Annotated in this window: 11 protein-coding genes; 6 read left to right on the top strand and 5 right to left on the bottom strand. The window is 50.1% G+C overall.

Going from position 1 to position 15,469, the window contains the following annotated elements; all coding sequences use genetic code 11:
• The first annotated feature begins 76 nt into the window (after positions 1–76).
• The 3 genes from KTE_RS24220 (at position 77) to KTE_RS49700 (ending at position 2,705) form a co-directional block, all read left to right on the top strand.
• Positions 77–1,738 carry an ISL3 family transposase gene (locus tag KTE_RS24220; protein WP_236600546.1) on the top strand — a complete coding sequence of 554 codons (1,662 nt, stop codon included), beginning with the start codon at positions 77–79 and terminating at the stop codon, positions 1,736–1,738.
• A 40-nt stretch (positions 1,739–1,778) separates the two neighbouring features.
• Positions 1,779–2,393 (top strand): histidine phosphatase family protein, encoded by a 615-nt coding sequence (locus tag KTE_RS24215; RefSeq protein ID WP_201385517.1) that lies wholly within the window; start codon positions 1,779–1,781, stop codon positions 2,391–2,393.
• Positions 2,394–2,615: 222 nt separating this feature from the next.
• A complete protein-coding gene (locus KTE_RS49700) occupies positions 2,616–2,705 on the top strand; it encodes a hypothetical protein (protein WP_374226786.1) in 90 nt (29 codons plus the stop codon).
• Positions 2,706–3,441: 736 nt separating this feature from the next.
• Here the strand turns inward: KTE_RS49700 and KTE_RS24205 are convergent.
• Genes KTE_RS24205 through KTE_RS24195 form a run of 3 tightly spaced genes read right to left on the bottom strand, consistent with a single transcriptional unit; the run spans position 3,442 to position 5,815 of the window.
• Positions 3,442–4,596, bottom strand: coding sequence for a protein-L-isoaspartate O-methyltransferase (locus KTE_RS24205; RefSeq protein ID WP_201385516.1), 1,155 nt, complete (start codon positions 4,594–4,596; stop codon positions 3,442–3,444).
• Positions 4,565–5,578: a hypothetical protein gene (locus tag KTE_RS24200; protein WP_201385514.1), complete on the bottom strand. Its 1,014-nt coding sequence runs from the start codon at positions 5,576–5,578 to the stop codon at positions 4,565–4,567. The genes KTE_RS24205 and KTE_RS24200 overlap by 32 nt, the downstream gene beginning before the upstream one ends.
• A gap of 18 nt (positions 5,579–5,596) precedes the next feature.
• A complete protein-coding gene (locus tag KTE_RS24195) occupies positions 5,597–5,815 on the bottom strand; it encodes a hypothetical protein (RefSeq protein WP_201385512.1) in 219 nt (72 codons plus the stop codon).
• Between the two features lie 435 nt (positions 5,816–6,250).
• On the opposite strand from KTE_RS24195, the gene dnaE reads away from it, so the two are divergent.
• Positions 6,251–9,763 carry a DNA polymerase III subunit alpha gene (gene dnaE / locus KTE_RS24190; RefSeq protein WP_201385510.1) on the top strand — a complete coding sequence of 1,171 codons (3,513 nt, stop codon included), beginning with the start codon at positions 6,251–6,253 and terminating at the stop codon, positions 9,761–9,763.
• A gap of 494 nt (positions 9,764–10,257) precedes the next feature.
• Here dnaE and KTE_RS24185 read toward each other — a convergent pair whose 3' ends face one another.
• Entirely contained in the window at positions 10,258–11,688 is a 1,431-nt protein-coding gene (locus KTE_RS24185; RefSeq protein ID WP_201385508.1) for an IS66 family transposase, read from the bottom strand.
• 141 nt (positions 11,689–11,829) lie between these two features.
• Here KTE_RS24185 and KTE_RS24180 point away from each other — a divergent pair, with 141 nt between their 5' ends.
• Positions 11,830–12,297 carry an HAD-IA family hydrolase gene (locus tag KTE_RS24180; RefSeq protein WP_201385505.1) on the top strand — a complete coding sequence of 156 codons (468 nt, stop codon included), beginning with the start codon at positions 11,830–11,832 and terminating at the stop codon, positions 12,295–12,297.
• A 191-nt stretch (positions 12,298–12,488) separates the two neighbouring features.
• On the opposite strand, the gene KTE_RS24175 is transcribed toward KTE_RS24180, so the two are convergent.
• Positions 12,489–13,037, bottom strand: coding sequence for a GNAT family N-acetyltransferase (locus tag KTE_RS24175; protein WP_201385503.1), 549 nt, complete (start codon positions 13,035–13,037; stop codon positions 12,489–12,491).
• A gap of 322 nt (positions 13,038–13,359) precedes the next feature.
• Here KTE_RS24175 and KTE_RS24170 point away from each other — a divergent pair, with 322 nt between their 5' ends.
• The gene (locus tag KTE_RS24170; protein ID WP_201385501.1) at positions 13,360–15,249 is read left to right on the top strand and encodes an HD domain-containing protein; all 1,890 of its coding nucleotides are present in this window, start codon (positions 13,360–13,362) and stop codon (positions 15,247–15,249) included.
• Positions 15,250–15,469 lie beyond the last annotated feature (220 nt).

Raw genomic sequence — 15,469 nt, 5'->3', positions numbered from 1 at the left:
GGTCTTCCGCTCGTTTAGTGCTGCTCGCTTGCTCGTATATTCGCGTAAATAAATCGTTCTACAGGAAGAAATAATTTTGCAGAAAGATGATCAGATGCAAAGGGAAGTCTCTTCATTGCTTTCTCTTCCTGATGGGCTAGAAGTTATCTCAACAACAGTGGCTGACACTGCTCTGACCATTCATATTGTCACAACGGCAAAAAGTAGCCTCTGTCCTCTGTGTGCTTATGCAGCAACACGCGTACGCAGTTACTACACACGCCTAGTTGCAGATGTGCCTTGTGGAGGTTGCCAAGTTCAGCTGATCCTCCATGTTCGCAAATTTCGCTGCGAAACCTCTGATTGCCCTCGTCGGGTCTTTGTAGAGCGGCTTGCGCCCTTCATCAAACCCTGGGCTCGCATGACGAGTCGGCTGAGCGAAACAATTCAGGTCATTGGTCTGGCCACATGTGGAGAGTTAGGCGCACGCTTTGCTCCTCATCTGGGGATTCAGACCTCACCCACGACGATCCTTCGTCGCATTATGGCTCTTCCTACCTGCCCGCCAGAGCATGTATCACATTTGGGTATTGACGACTGGAGTTTCCGCCGAGGTCAAAAATTCGGCACCATTCTTGTTGATTTAGAAACTCGTAAGATTATTGATCTCCTCCCAGACCGAACGACGGAAACGTCTGCAGCTTGGATGCAGGCACATCCTGAGATTGACATCGTCAGCCGTGACCGAGGAGGAGAATATGCTGCTGCGGCACGAATGGGAGCGCCTCAAGCTAGGCAGGTCGCCGATAGATTCCATCTGGCACAGAATTTAGCCACACGTGTCGAAGCGTTCCTGGCCAAACGCCGTGCCGAAATTTGTCAGGTAACTCAGCCTGCAGAGCGGCCTTCAGATCAATCAGATGAGCAGGCGCCTCCCGCCGATGACTGGCGTCCTGCTGTTGAGCATGAGGCTCAACAGGTAAGGATAGCTCGGCAGGAAGAAAGGCAAGATCGGTATCGTCAACTGCAAGAACTGCACCGCCAGGGGTTGCCAAAGAAAGAAATCGCTCGTCGTATGGGTATGGCAGCGCGAACTGTGGAACGATGGCTCCTACAAGGCATTCCTCATAGCAAGCCGCGTCGCAAGAGAAGCAGTTGCTTTGATCCGTATGCAGCTACAGCCTATGAACTCTGGAAAAATGGGTGTCAGAATAGTGTTCAGTTGTGGCAAGCACTCCAGACCAAAGGATACAGAGGGTCGTACAGGACAGTACATCGTTTTGTGGAAACACTTCCCGACTATTCAAAACGCATACAGAGAACAATGAAGCAATGCAAGGAAGTGCCTGAGAGCCTCTTGCAGCATTTTCAAGCACGAGAAGCGGTCTGGTTGTTTGTTCGTGACCCATCTGACCTTGACGAGAAAGAGCAAAAAGAGGTAGCAGCTATTTGCCAAGCAAGCCCAACGGCTGGCACTATGTATGCATTAGCTCAGCAATTCATGCGTATGATTCGTCAGCTTGAAGGAGAGCGTCTTCATGATTGGCTCGATCAGGTAAGAGCCAGTGGGATTCCTGAACTGCAAGGATTCGTGCAGAGCATTGAGAAAGACAAAGCAGCCGTCCTTGCAGGTCTCACCTTGCCTCACAGCAATGGTCTTGTTGAGGGGAAAGTGAACAAGGTAAAATTGATGAAACGCATGATGTTTGGCAGAGCAGACTTTGCCTTGCTCCGCCAGCGTGTCCTTCATGCTCTGTAGAAGAGATGTATGAGACGGCACTTCACGAAAGGATTCAAAGATGAGAATAGTGCTAGTCAGGCATGGACAAGATGAACGTGGTTATCGTGGAGGCTGGAGCCAACGCGGATTAACAGATGAGGGAAAAATGCAGAGCCAACTGCTTGCAAAACACCTGCGCGATTCTTGGCAACCACTGAGTTTACTCATCAGTAGTGACTTGAGGCGCGCATGGGAGACGGCGGAATATATTGCACAGGAAATGGAGTTACCCATCCAGAGCTCATCTCTTTGGCGTGAGATGAATAATGGTGAGCTTGCTGGTATGCCCAATCATCTCGCAGAGCAATTGTATCCGGGACTTTTTGCCTCCTCCTTACAGATGGATGAGCCCTATCCTCATGGAGAGAGCCCCAGGCAGTTCTTCCAACGTATCACACAACCCTTCAAATGCTTGTGTGAAAAGATGCTGACACGGCAAATCCCTCCAGATACTATTGTTGTCACCCATGGTGGAGTAATCAATATTCTCTGTTATTTTTTGAACAATATGGTATGGAGTAATAAAGAGCGGTTTTTTCCCATCAATGCAACCAGTATTTATGAGATCTCCTATCTAGAAGGAGAGTGGCACTTCACGAACAGGAACAGTATTGACCATTTGAATATCAAATAAGAAGGCCGCTTTTTTCAAGTGATACGAACTTGGTATATCTCTTCCAAAACGATGCCTATCTTATCAACCGAGCAGCACCAAACGAGCGGAAGACCCTTTTTATCTGGCAAATGACAAGATAATGCACCTTCACCACTCCTCATCCAAGCAGTTTCGCTGCCTTCAACGAGGAGACGCGCCCTCGATCTTGGCTGTGGTGCTGGACGAGATACGAAGTTTCTTGTGAAGCACGGTTTTCATGTTACTGCTATCGATAAGGATGAAGGAGCCTTTTTCTATCTTGCTCCGCTCTGGCCAGAGCAGGTACATTAGGTACTTGCGACGTTTGAGCAGTTTGAATTTATCCCTTCGACCTACGATCTGATTGCCGCACAATGGTCGCTTCCCTTCCAGCAGCCAACCATCTTCGAGGAGGTATTTACCCACCTTTGCGCATCCCTACGGACTGGTGGTATTTTTACAGGGCACTTCTTCGGTGTGAATGATGAGTGGCATAGGCCAGGTTCATCGCTCACCTTTGTAACCTGTGAGCAAGCCAGAGCCTTCCTCCGAGGTCTTTCTCTCCGTGCCTTCAGAGAAGTGGAGAGAGATGGTACGACTGCCGATGGGACACCAAAACATTGGCATACATTTCATATTATTGCACAGTGCACAGGCTTTACATACCCACATCCAGGATAATAATACCCATTGGATTCAGAGAGGACACACTCACACAGATTGCAGTTAATTGGTCTTGCTCTAGGCTCCCTATCACTATGCTTTCTCCAGTTTGTCAGTATCAAACCACAAGCTTCCTCCTATGGGTTCCCTGCGAGGATGCTTCCAGTTTGGGGAATAAACATAGATTTGATTCTCAATAGAGCATTGTACCCAGGATCACCGTTAAACCCCTCGCTCATACCTACTTCCCCTGTGCGCGGCTCTGTATCAAAAGCATTCAATTGTGGCTTGTTAACTACACGAACCCTATTCCACGTGGAGGCTCCATGCCATCTGCTAAACGTGGTCTATTCATGCAATTTCTCCTTGCATCTGCTCACATTTTTCAGGAAAGAAGACGTTGATCCGTGCTCTGAGACAGTGGGAACTCCTGCCTATTCCGGCTGATTGTCATAGATGTCTCGCTAAGTGAGAGGGTATAGTCTTCAACCTGTGGATTACCCAGATGATGATAGACCTGGAGACAGATCTGGATGTTACTTAGAAATGGTTCATCCTGTCCGTAGATGGTGAGTTGGTCTTTGTGGATGTGAATGATGGTTTCCTGTTGTGGCTGAGAGATCAGGTAGAGAGAAAAGGTATTCTCCTGCTGGTCAGGTTGACGGCGATACCTCTTCGTAAGTGCGGGACAGAAACTGTGCAAGAGAACGGCAAACCCATTTGACCTCTCCAGAAGAGCTTCTAGATCCTCATCAAGCTGGAGGACCTTCTTAGGCAAGGTCGACAACTGCTTCCAGTTGAATCTGGGAAATGGGTCAACGCTATGAGGGCCGATGAGCCTCATATAGCTGGCTTGAATAGGTAGTAGGGATCCAATACCAACTTCTCCTACCTTCTCAACGCGTACAAAGAGACTCGCCAGAGGAAGGAGCACATTGGCAATCAAGATGCCTCCCTCACGAAGTTGTTGTAGCCAAAAAGACGGAATGGCTGGGACACCGCACGTCGCTAACAACCGATCATAGGGTGCATACTCGGCATATCCCTGATAGCCATCCGCAGTGAGCGCATGCACATTGGTAATCCCAGTCTGTGTGAGCCGATCTATTGCACGCTGCACCAGGTCCTCAGCGATATCCACGCTGATTATCGTCCCTATCTGCTCGACCATATGCGCCATAAGGGCGGCATTATAGCCTGTGCCAGCGCCAACTTCCAGAACACGTTGCCCAGGAGCGAGCGCGAGTGCCTCCAGTTGCGCTGCCATGATAGAGGGTTGAGAGCTAGAACTGCTCGGCATCTTACGGGTATCAAGTCTCGTCACCAGAGGACGGTCTTGATAGACCTCTTCGAGTGTTGGATCGAGAATTGTATCCCAGACAAGTTCATTGCCGCGTTGTCGATAGTATTGGTTGACAAAATTCTCGCGAGGAATAACCAGGAAAGCGTCGCGAACGATTGGCGTGAGATGATGTCCAAGCGAAGCCTCTATGTTTTTTACCAGTTGTTCACGATGCTGAATGGATGTTTGCTGTCTCATAGGCGGCGTATTGCTCCTTCTTTTCCTGTATCAATAATTGCGCCAGGTGGGTGTGAAGTGGAATACCTGTTGGCTCCTCCAACCAGGCAAATTGCCCTGAAGGGTTTAATTCCAAGAAATAGTATTTCCCTTCATGATCTCGCACCAGGTCAATCGCGGAAAAGTGAAGTCCATAGAACGCATTGAGTGCGAGAAGTTGCTGCTCGATTTCTGCTGGTAGCTGATGGACACGATAGGTCAGATGGCTGTAATCGATGCGGAAATCAATATGTGTTTCTTCAGAATGGGCATGGATCTCGGTGGCAAACACCTGCTCGCCCATGATGACCACGCGAATATCATACTGCTTGTCAATGTACTCCTGAAAGAAATGGGTGGTGGTCGAAACACGTTCTGCCTGCTCGATTAGCTCTGGTGGCACGAGGCTTGTATGTGTTGAGAGGGGAATTCCAGCACCGTCCTCGTATGCTGGATATCCCATGAGCTTATAGATAATACGCCCCTGGTGCTCCTTGTAGAAGGAGCGCAGACGCTCTGGCACATTGGTCACGATGGAGTGAGGGACTGAGAACTGAAGGGCGCTTGCCACTTCAAGCTGACGAATCTTGTAGGACGAGGCGCTCACCGCATCGGGATGATTTACCCAGAATGCTGGGAGCGCGCGCAGTGTTCCCCACACGCCAGCCTTTCCTTCTCGCTCGATGAAGGTCTTTTCCAGTGCGAGCAGATCAGTGCGCTCCTTTGGTACTTCTATAGGGGAGGGGCGGCGATTCCACACGCTGGTAATTTCATCCAGGTAGAGGGTCGTGCCATTGGGAAAACGAAGAGAACTCCTCTGCAACTCCCCTGGGAAGATGGTCACCTGCATCTGGTCCAGGATGTCGAACGGATCGAAGCGGTACCACGGGTGACCGAGCCGATCAAGCTCGGTCACCACGCGCCGCACATGCGAATCACCATCTCGTGAGAGAATGAAAATCATGTGCCTACCTTCCTTGCGCTAGTCATCATCATAGACGGGATCAAGTTTACTCGATCCGTCATTGGAGGTCTCCTCGTTAGAGCTGGTCGAATTTTTGTCACTGACCGCTCCGTTTGCCAGAGGCGTAATTCCGATAAACTGCATCCCCAGAGAACTATGCCGTTGCGCACGAATGGTGGCGACATCAGAAGAATGATACTCTTTCCCAGAGGGAGCAACAATCGTTACCGGGTTCATCGCCGATCTTCCTTTCTTTTCGCATGAGTAAGAACGTACAAGATGCTGAACGGTAGACATCCAGAATGTTCTCTTGCAGACATGAAGGGCAAGCTCTCGTGCTGGTGCTGTCTTGCGTTTGCTTTGAGCTGTGCCGTTGATGTTTTCTGAAATACTGCTTTCTTCACCTCCTTGTGCATTCTTTTGGATTTCACCTGTTATCTCTTTAAGTCTACTATTATGCCTGGGACAAAAGTGGGACGGGAATGGGACGGGAGTGGGACATTTAGGCATTTCTGGTAAAAGAAGATGAGATCTCTTGCCTCTTTTTGTGACTGGTTTTCTCTGGTCCACGCGCTCCCATTCCCGCGTTTCTCAGCGAAAGAGCTTTGGGAAAGGCAAAAGGAACATTTGTTATAATGCCTGTAAGTATTTTGCTGAGGAGCGATGTGTACGATGGCGAGCGATTTTGCGCACTTACATGTGCATACTGAATATTCCTTGCTTGATGGTCTCAGCCGCATTCCAACCCTGGTGAAGCAAGCCAGGGCATTGAGTATGGAACACCTGGCGATCACCGATCATGGTGCGATGTATGGTGCCATGGAGTTTTATCTGGAGTGCCAGAAACAGGACATCCATCCAGTAATTGGCATGGAGGCCTATTTGGTTGAAGATGTCAACTACAAACCCAAGAAGAGCAATGCCTACTGGCATCTGGTACTTCTCGCTCGATCCCAGGCCGGGTACGAAAACCTCATGAAGCTCACCACGCTGGGGTTTACGCAGGGCCTCTACTATGGCAAACCTCGTATTGATAAGAAAATGCTCCAGGCCCATGCCGAGGGGCTGATCGCGACGTCTTCCTGTCTGGGCGGAGAAATTCCCGAACTCCTGGTGGAGAAGCAGGATATGGAGGCAGCGCAACAGGCGGTTCGCTGGTACCAGGATGTCTTTGGTCCCGAGAATTTTTATTTAGAGTTCCAACAGCATTATGGGAAAGGTTCTCCACAAGACGCATGCAATGCCGGTCTCTATCAGATCTACCAGGACATGCACATGCCTGCCATTCTGACCAATGACCTCCATTATGTCAACAAAGCGCAAGCAAAGGCCCATGACCTCTTTCTCTGCATCCAGATGAACAATCGCTATGATGACCCGGACCGCTTCCGCTTTGACTCTGATGAATATTTCCTGAAATCTCCACAGGAGATGGCCCTCCTCTATCCCGACATCCCTGAAGTGTTGCGCAATACTGTGGCACTTGCCGAACGGTGCCAGATCGATCCCACCGCAAAGAAGGCCGGGCTACCCATCTTCGATATACCTGCTGGTTTCTCCTCTCCCGACGACTACCTCTATGATCTCTGTCAAAAAGGAGCAAGATGGCGCTTTGGGGAGGTCAGCACCCGCGTGCAGGAGCAGATTGACTATGAGTTTAGCATCATCAAGCAGAAAGGTTTTGCCAGTTATTTTCTGATCCAGCAGGATGTGACGAACTACGCTCGCGATCATGGCATCACCTGCCTGGCCAGGGGATCGGCTGCGGGAAGCCTCATTGCCTATTGTCTGGGGATTACCAACGTTGATCCATTGCGCTATGGCCTGCTCTTTGAGCGCTTTATGAATCCTGAACGCAATGATATGCCCGATATCGACATGGACTACCCTGATTCCAGGCGTGAAGAAGTGATCAACTATACCATGCAGCGCTATGGGCTGGAGAAGACGGCTCAGATGGTGACCTTTAACACTCTGGCTGCCAAAGGATCAGTTAAGGATGTGGCTCGCGCTCTCGGCAAGACGGAGCTTGGAGAACGGATCACGCGCCTGATCCCGACAGGACCAAAGGTAACGCTCCAGAGTTCGTTGGATGAGGTGTCTGAACTCAATGCTCTCTACAGTCAGAATGGAGAGGTGCGTGAAATCATTGAGTTTGCTCGCCAGTTGGAGGGCCTCAATCGCTCGACTGGCGTTCATGCAGCGGGTGTTCTGCTCTCGGCCAGGCCACTCAACGAGATTGTGCCTCTTTCGCGCAAAGATCCCAAAGATCCTACGACCCCCCTGGTCTGTGGCTACGAGCATAAGTGGCTGGAAGACAATTTGGGACTTATTAAGTATGATTTCCTGGGGCTTGCCAACCTCTCTGTGCTCAGAGAGGCCCTCGCGTTTGTCGCCAGGACGCAGGGGGAAGAACTGCTTCTAGAGCAGATTCCTGTTGACCCAACCCCCAACCCTGTCTTGAGTGAGAAGAGAGAGAAAGCCTTTGCCATGCTCTCGCATGGCGATGCCATTGCAGTCTTCCAGCTTGAGTCAGCAAAGATGCGCGAATATCTTAAGCAACTCAAGCCGACATGTATCGAAGACATCATGGCCATGGTGGCTCTCTATCGTCCTGGACCCATGGATAGTATCCCGGAGTTTGTGGCCTGTAAACATGGGCGCAAGAAGGTCACATATCTCGACCCACGCCTTTCGGAATGGCTTGCCGAGTCCTATGGCGTCATTGTCTATCAGGACCAGGTGCTCCAGATCGCCAACAACCTGGCAGGCTTCTCCTGGGGCAAAGTGAACAAGTTCCGTAAAGCCCTGAGCAAAAAGAAGATGGATGAAGTCGAGGGGTACAAAGGCGATTTTATTCAGGGCTGCGTCAATAATGGCATGAAGGCGGCAGATGCAGAAAAGCTCTTTACTCTCGTCTTGCCCTTTGGCGGCTACGGCTTCAACAAGGCACATGCCGCAAGTTATGGTGTGGTCGCCTACTATACCGCCTATCTGAAGGCGAACTATCCAGCGGAGTATATGGCGGCGGCCCTCACGGCTGATGCGGGTGACTCGAAGCAGGTCGCCGTCTTTATTGCCGAAGCCCACAAAATGGGTGTCAAAGTGCTGGGTCCCGACGTCAATACCAGCGAGCTTGGTTTCTCGGTCGAAGAGGGCAATATTCGCTTTGGCTTGCTTGCCATCAAAGGCATCGGTGAAGGGCCAATCACAGAGATTCTACGTGCGCGTGCCGACGGGGGACCATTCACCTCGCTCGTCGATTTCTGTGTTCGCGTCACGGTGGGAAAAGGTGTGATTGAAAATCTTATTAAGGCGGGCGCCCTGGATTCTATCGAGGGAGAAGGGAAGCGCCATCGGCTTCTGGCCTCAGTTGAGACAGCAATCACCTACGGCAAACGAGAGCGCCAGGCGCGAGAACGAGAAGTCTTTAGTCTCTTTAAAGATCTTGCGTCTGCCCCGGCGGCGCTTGCCTTTTCTCTTTCAGAGGCAACGGAGATCTCACGCAAACAGCTCCTGGACTGGGAGAAGGAGTTCATCGGCGTCTATATTTCGCCTCACCCACTGACCTATCTGGCGCACCTGTTTGATGGGCGCGTCACACATAGCACCACAGAATTGCTGGAAAAAGGTGCAGAGGTCGGGAAAGGGACGGTTATGCTGGGAGGCGTCATCACCAACATTCGAGCCTTTAGCACCAAAAAGGGCGATATGATGTGCAGTTTCACCCTCGAAGATGCTCAGGGCGGCATAGTGGTCACTGTCTTTCCTCGTGACTATGAGACCTTTAAAGAATACATCGAGGAAGACAAGGTGGTGCTCCTGACTGGCGAGACCCAGTATCGAGAGCAGCGTGACGAAGTCAACGTCCTCTGCAACAAGATCGAGCCACTCCAGGCTGTGGAGAAGGAAATGAATCGCCAGCGGCATCTGATCTGGTTCACGCTGCATTCCTGGGGAGGAGATGAAGTCGCCATCTCCGACGCCAAAATAAAGGTGCAGGATCTGCATGCCTGCCTGCGTCGTGCCGACAAAGGGCATGATCTCTACGAAATCGAGGTCTGTAATGGGGAATGGTGCGCTCGCTTAACCCCTCATGAGAACACCATCGATTTTTCACCTCAGCTTCATCAGCAAGTGGCAAAGATTCTCGGGGAAGAGAATATCAAAGTCCAACCTTTTTAGAAGAAGAGGGAGGTATGATGTCCTCCCTCTTCTTCTATGCCATACAGATATATTGTAGGTGGACTTGCACCTCGATATATATGGTCCTCATCTGCATCAGGTAACGCTGGTTAGCGCCAAGTAAAAATATGAGAGCGAAGCCAGGGCAGTCCATATCTTATTGTTTCATCATTTTGGTGGCGAAGCTAGCGGCGAAAAAACTGACCGCGCTCTTGCTGGAGAGTATGAATAGAAGATATACGAAAAGTGGTAGGACAGAACACTATATTTTACAATTTTTAAACTCACCGTTCGCTTAAATTTCAGGCGGTTTTGAGAATTACCCTCACAGTCGCCCGATTTCTGAGTAATGTGAACGACAATCAATCCTCACTTTGGGAAAGAAGCCTGATTTTAATCTCAAGCATTACTGCCAGGTGGGGAATAAGCATCGTTTTATAGGCGTTTTTTGGCCCTAAGTGGGGAATAAATTCATTTTTTGTAACTATTCAGGTTCACGAGAAGGAGGGAAAGAGAGGAGCACCAGCGAGCACCGTTTCAAGAGCAGTGAGCAGGCGGTGGCCTTGTTTGCGCATGGTGGAAACATAACTGCGCAGACGGCAAAAGGCATCAGCCCCTTGGACGGAGCGGAAACAGCCAGAGATTTTTTGTTGCACCTTGAGCATCCGTAGGTCCCGTTCGGCCAGATTGTTATCAAAAGGCACACGAAAATCACGCACGAAGGCCAGCACAGCATCAGCATGGATGCGAAGCCGATCTAAAAGGTTGCGTACCGGGTGTTGCTTGGATTTGCCTCGTTTGCCTGATCGAGCGAGAGGCGGGGCCGGAACTGATTGATAGCCTTGCTCAAGAATCTGCTGATAGTGCTCCATGAGAACCACTTGCATGGGCTCAGCAAAGGCGTTCCATCCTCGAGCTTTGGCCTGAGCAACAAGTTCACGCATCAACAGCAGCAGCACCTTCATCTCACTCGCCCAGAGCTGATGCTCTTCTTCGGCGAAGAAGGTTAGTTCTCGCAAGTGATGCACATTGCAGAGGGCATGGCCCTTGCCGTACGCCCAGTAGCTGCTCCAGCCATCATGCACGCTCAGCCCTTGCAAGCGCGAAGCGATGCCAATGGCTTGCAGGGCCTCTCGCCCACGCTTAGGATGATGCGCATAATGGGTGAGCTGAGGGGTTGAGACGACATGAACCCAGTGGCGTTTGCCTTGGACGTAGAGGCCGGTTTCATCTTGATTGACAACGTCCTGGGTGATGAGCGCTTCTTTGAGGGCCTCTTCAACGGGTTCAAGGCTCTGGTGAGCACGGATGACAAAGCCCTCAATGCTTGCAACGGAAAGCCGATGCCCAAAGAGATCTTCAAGAACCTGGCTCACCCGAGCATAGGGCAACAATTGGACCTGGCTCAGATACACAGCCAAGGCTTGCAGAGAAGGTCCATATTGCACGGGTGCTCTGACTCCGACTGGAAAGTCGGCTCTGCAAAGCGCTCCACACTCAGGGCAGGCTACCTGCTGCACCTGATGCTCGGTCACCTGAAGGGGGTGAGATGGCAGATCGAGCACTTGTCGGCGTGCGGTGGGCCGGGCTGGCGTCAGACGCAGGTCACAGGAACAATGCTCACACTGCATTGGGCGATGAACCACGATCTGGTCTGGGTCGTGCCGTTGCAGCAACGAACGGCCTTGATGACCAGACTGCCCACCAGGACGCTTGCCGCTGCGCTCACGTCCAGAGCGAGGACGACGCGCAAAGCGGTCAGAAGAAGGAGGCAGGCCACTGTTATGGCTGTCTTTCTTCTGCTGGCACTCCAACTCGTGAATGCGTTCTTTCAAGCGCGTATTTTCTTGGAGGGCTTCATCCAATGCACGACGCACCGTGGTGAGTTCTTGGATCAGCCAGTCGATTTGAGCATCTCGGTCCATATGCAGAGCGTACCTGATTTCTTGTGCACAATGCAAGTCTTTTTAGAGAACCTGAATAGTTACCATTTTTATGCCCCAAAATTTAAGCGAACGGTAAGTTTAAAAGCGGAAAAATAGGAATCTCTGAAGAGAGGATATTCGATGGCTATTCAGGCTCTTATTTTCGACCTGGGCGGGGTTTTGCTTGACATTGATTGGGAGAAATACCGAGAGGATCAACGTCGTGGGGTATCAACCCAGAATCTCTGGGTATCATATGAGAAGCTGAATACAGAATTGTCTCAGTTTCTGATTCAGGTGCGCCCATTTTATAAGATTGCGACCATCTGTAATGGCGGGTCACGTGAAGCGATGAATCGGAAATTTCGCTTGAGTGAAATGGTAGATTTGATGGTTTTTGATGGAGAGGAAGGGATTGCGAAGCCGGATGCTCGCATTTATCTGCGCGCGCTTACGAGGTTAGAAGTCAATCCTGAAGAAGCTCTATTTGTGGATGATAAGCTGATAAACGTTGAGGCGGCACAGCAGCTGGGAATCCATGCTATTCATTTCAAGGACACCACACAGGCTATTGCCGCGATACACGCTCTTCTTCATATCCCGTCATAGTTGATCTTCTCACTTCGACAACAATGAATGGTCTGACAAAGCGAGATCAGTTGCTTGTTTTACCGCCTCTCTCCCTGTTTCATCTGCCAGAGGGGTGCGTCCTGTTTGTGTCGTCATGATGACACAAACAGGACGCACCCCTCTGGCGATTTTTCATCAGTGAATACCCCTTAAAGTGATGAGAAAAAGCGCTAAGAGCGCTGAGCCTCCCACTCTGGGCGAAGGATGGACATAACGATCTTGTCGTGATAAGCCCCATCGCGATAACAGGCGTCACGTAGTATTCCTTCTTGCTGAAAACCCGCTCTCGTATACGCTTTTATTCCACCTGTATTCAGCGAAGAAACAGTGAGCATGATTCGATGCAAATTCAAGCTTGCAATGCCGTAGTGGACAATCAATTGTGTGGCTTCTGTTCCGTATCCCTGTCCCCAACTACTTTTCTCACCCAGAAAAATATAATATTCTCCAGAATGGTTGATGCGGCTTATCGAGGCGATTCCTGCGTATCCAATCAGTTGACTTCCATCTTTTTTCACGACCCCAAGTGTCAGTGTGTCTTTATCCTGAAGCGTTTGTTGTAGCCACTGTTCTGTCTCCTTTTTCGACCAGGGAAACAGCCATGTCCCCATAGAGTATCTGACTACCTCGCGATCTGCAAACCATGTCCAAAACATATCCAGATCTTCAAGTTCTAAGGAACGTAGGACCACTTTCTCTCCTGCCAGAAATGTATTCATTCTTTTTAATGCTCCTCGTCTAGATATGTATTAAAAAGATAAAGTAACATAAAGTATGGAGAGCGGCAAGAGGACCTACTTTACAGAAGAAAGGGTTTCACTATCATCCGATAAAAATATGTGCAATACAAATATGTACGTATCATAATCCTGCAACAAGACAAAGACCAGTGGAGAAAAATAGTAGGTTTTTAGGGGCATTTTGATCATGGGGTATTGCTACTGTTAGCCGTGTATTCCAATAACTTTTCATGTAAAATTATTTTATTGATACTTCTTTGCGCAATACAAGAAAAAAGAAAGAAACATAAGAGAAAAAACCATGTTATTGACGCCGGAGATGTTGCGCCCGCGATATATGCAGGCTTTAAAAGGATCATCTTCTGCTATTGATGCCCTGATGGCAGAAGCACGTCAGTATATTCATACGCAGCGACATCTTGACCGCATTCAGGAAGCTTATACCCTGGCTGCTCAGGCTCATCAGGGTGCGGTACGCAAATCTGGCGAACCCTATATCCAGCATCCTGTGCAGGTGGCACTCTTGCTCGCAGAGATGCGCATAGATGCTGATGGGATTATTGCGGCCTTGCTACACGATGTGGTTGAAGACACGAATCTGACATTGGACGAACTTCAGGCACGCTTTGGCCCGGCGGTCGCTACGATTGTCGATGGGGTAACCAAGTTTGCTGCCCTCGCGCAGACACCATCGTTTGACAAGAAGCGTGCTCATGCGGAAACCGTTCGCAAGCTGTTCGCTGCGATGGCTCAAGAGCCGCGAGTCGTCGCGCTGAAAGTTGCTGATCGGCTCCATAATATGCGTACGCTGGATGCGATGTCTTTCGCGCATCAACAAAAGACAGCTCTAGAGACCAGGGAAATCTACATCCCTCTGGCCCGACGCCTGGGGATGTCACTCGCTCTAGCTGAACTGGAAGACCTGGCGTTGCTGTACCTGGAACCTGAAGCCTATGCAACGCTTGCAAAGGAGATTGTGGCGGAAGTTCCAAGGCGACTCTCAGGCTTGAATGAAATTGGGCAGCTTTTAGAAAACACCCTATCTCATGCTGGAATAGCTGTCACCATACAAGCCCAGCAGAAACATCTTGCCAGCATCCAGCGCAAAGTTGCCCATCTTCATCAACATGTTTCAGAGCGTTCGCTCCACCAGATCCATGATCTCATCTCTCTTGACATAGTAGTAGAAACTGATGACCAGTGTTACTTGGCATTGGGACAACTTCATGCATGCTGGCGCCCCAAGGATGGAAGCATCAAAGACTTTATTGCCACCCCCAAACTGAATGGATATCAGGCATTACATACCACGGTCTTTGGTCCGCAAAATAGTCTAGTCGAGATCCGTATTTATACAAGAGAAATGCAGCGCCTTGCGTATTATGGATTAGCAAGTTACTGGTATCTCCGTGAACGGTATCACAAAACCAGCATTCAGCAAGGTGCCTATGCGAGCTGGTGGGTATCCTATCGCGAAATGACCAACTGGATGGAGCAATTACGGCAGTGGCAACGTGCTCTCCCGCAGAGCACAGACGAGTTTATTGCAGCCTTTCAAGATGACCTGTTCCAGGAGCAATTATTTGTGTTTACCCTGGCAGGAAATGTGATTGACTTACCGCGTGGAGCCACTCCACTCGATCTGGCATATCGCCTGGGAAGTGATATCGGCGACCATTGTGCTGGGGCGCGTATTACCACGCGAAATCAGGAAGGCCTTCTTGTCACACGCCTGGCCCCCCTGGACTACGAACTCAAAGAAGGGGATGTTGTCGATATTCTCCACCAGCCAGAAGTGACTCCCAGCCCGGAATGGCTCCCCTTTGTGCATACAGCGGCGGCCCGTAATAAGATCCGACGCGCCCTGAAACTGGAGACACCCATTGACGGCCAGAAGCTTTCAAAGGAAGTCAGTCATGACCAGGCAACACCAGACACCGAGAGCATAATCCTGTGCATTCACGCTGAGGATCGTGCAGGCCTCTTGCGAGACGTAGCTGCTCTATTGACGCAGGCCCAACTGAATATTCTCTCTCTGAACTCAGAGACGACGCATGGGCAAGCACTTCTTACTGTGGCCATACAGCATCCAACGCCTGAGCAAGGCCTCTCCTTTCTTACGCCTCTGCTCCAACATCTTCACACTATCGAAGGAGTAACCAGTGTGCAACAGGAGGAAGAGAAAGAATAATACTATCAGGAGATGGCAACGCCAGAGCATCTGAAGGCTATCCTTGTGTCAGAACGTATGGGTTGGCTAAAAAGTGAGGGTCTATCTTCCCCCTTCAAAGAGAAGGCGGTGGATATTTTCAATACTCTGTCTAATCATCTGTTCCATCGCTTCAGGCGTTCTAAAGGCAGTATGAGGGGTAATCCCCTTCTCCCTGCAATAACACCAGAACCTGGAACTC

Origin of the sequence: Ktedonobacter sp. SOSP1-85 (assembly GCF_016587415.1) — a bacterium.
Classification (GTDB): Bacteria; Chloroflexota; Ktedonobacteria; order Ktedonobacterales; family Ktedonobacteraceae; genus Ktedonobacter.
This window is presented reverse-complemented; position numbering and strand designations above follow the sequence as displayed.

Excerpts from the sequence above, each read along its gene's own strand:
- KTE_RS24215 (WP_201385517.1), top strand. The coding sequence starts at position 1,779 with ATGAGAATAGTGCTAGTCAGGCATGGACAAGATGAACGTGGTTATCGT.
- KTE_RS24205 (WP_201385516.1), bottom strand. The coding sequence starts at position 4,596 with ATGAGACAGCAAACATCCATTCAGCATCGTGAACAACTGGTAAAAAAC.
- KTE_RS24200 (WP_201385514.1), bottom strand. The coding sequence starts at position 5,578 with ATGATTTTCATTCTCTCACGAGATGGTGATTCGCATGTGCGGCGCGTG.
- KTE_RS24195 (WP_201385512.1), bottom strand. The coding sequence starts at position 5,815 with ATGAACCCGGTAACGATTGTTGCTCCCTCTGGGAAAGAGTATCATTCT.
- dnaE (WP_201385510.1), top strand. The coding sequence starts at position 6,251 with ATGGCGAGCGATTTTGCGCACTTACATGTGCATACTGAATATTCCTTG.
- KTE_RS24185 (WP_201385508.1), bottom strand. The coding sequence starts at position 11,688 with ATGGACCGAGATGCTCAAATCGACTGGCTGATCCAAGAACTCACCACG.
- KTE_RS24180 (WP_201385505.1), top strand. The coding sequence starts at position 11,830 with ATGGCTATTCAGGCTCTTATTTTCGACCTGGGCGGGGTTTTGCTTGAC.
- KTE_RS24175 (WP_201385503.1), bottom strand. The coding sequence starts at position 13,037 with ATGAATACATTTCTGGCAGGAGAGAAAGTGGTCCTACGTTCCTTAGAA.
- KTE_RS24170 (WP_201385501.1), top strand. The coding sequence starts at position 13,360 with ATGTTATTGACGCCGGAGATGTTGCGCCCGCGATATATGCAGGCTTTA.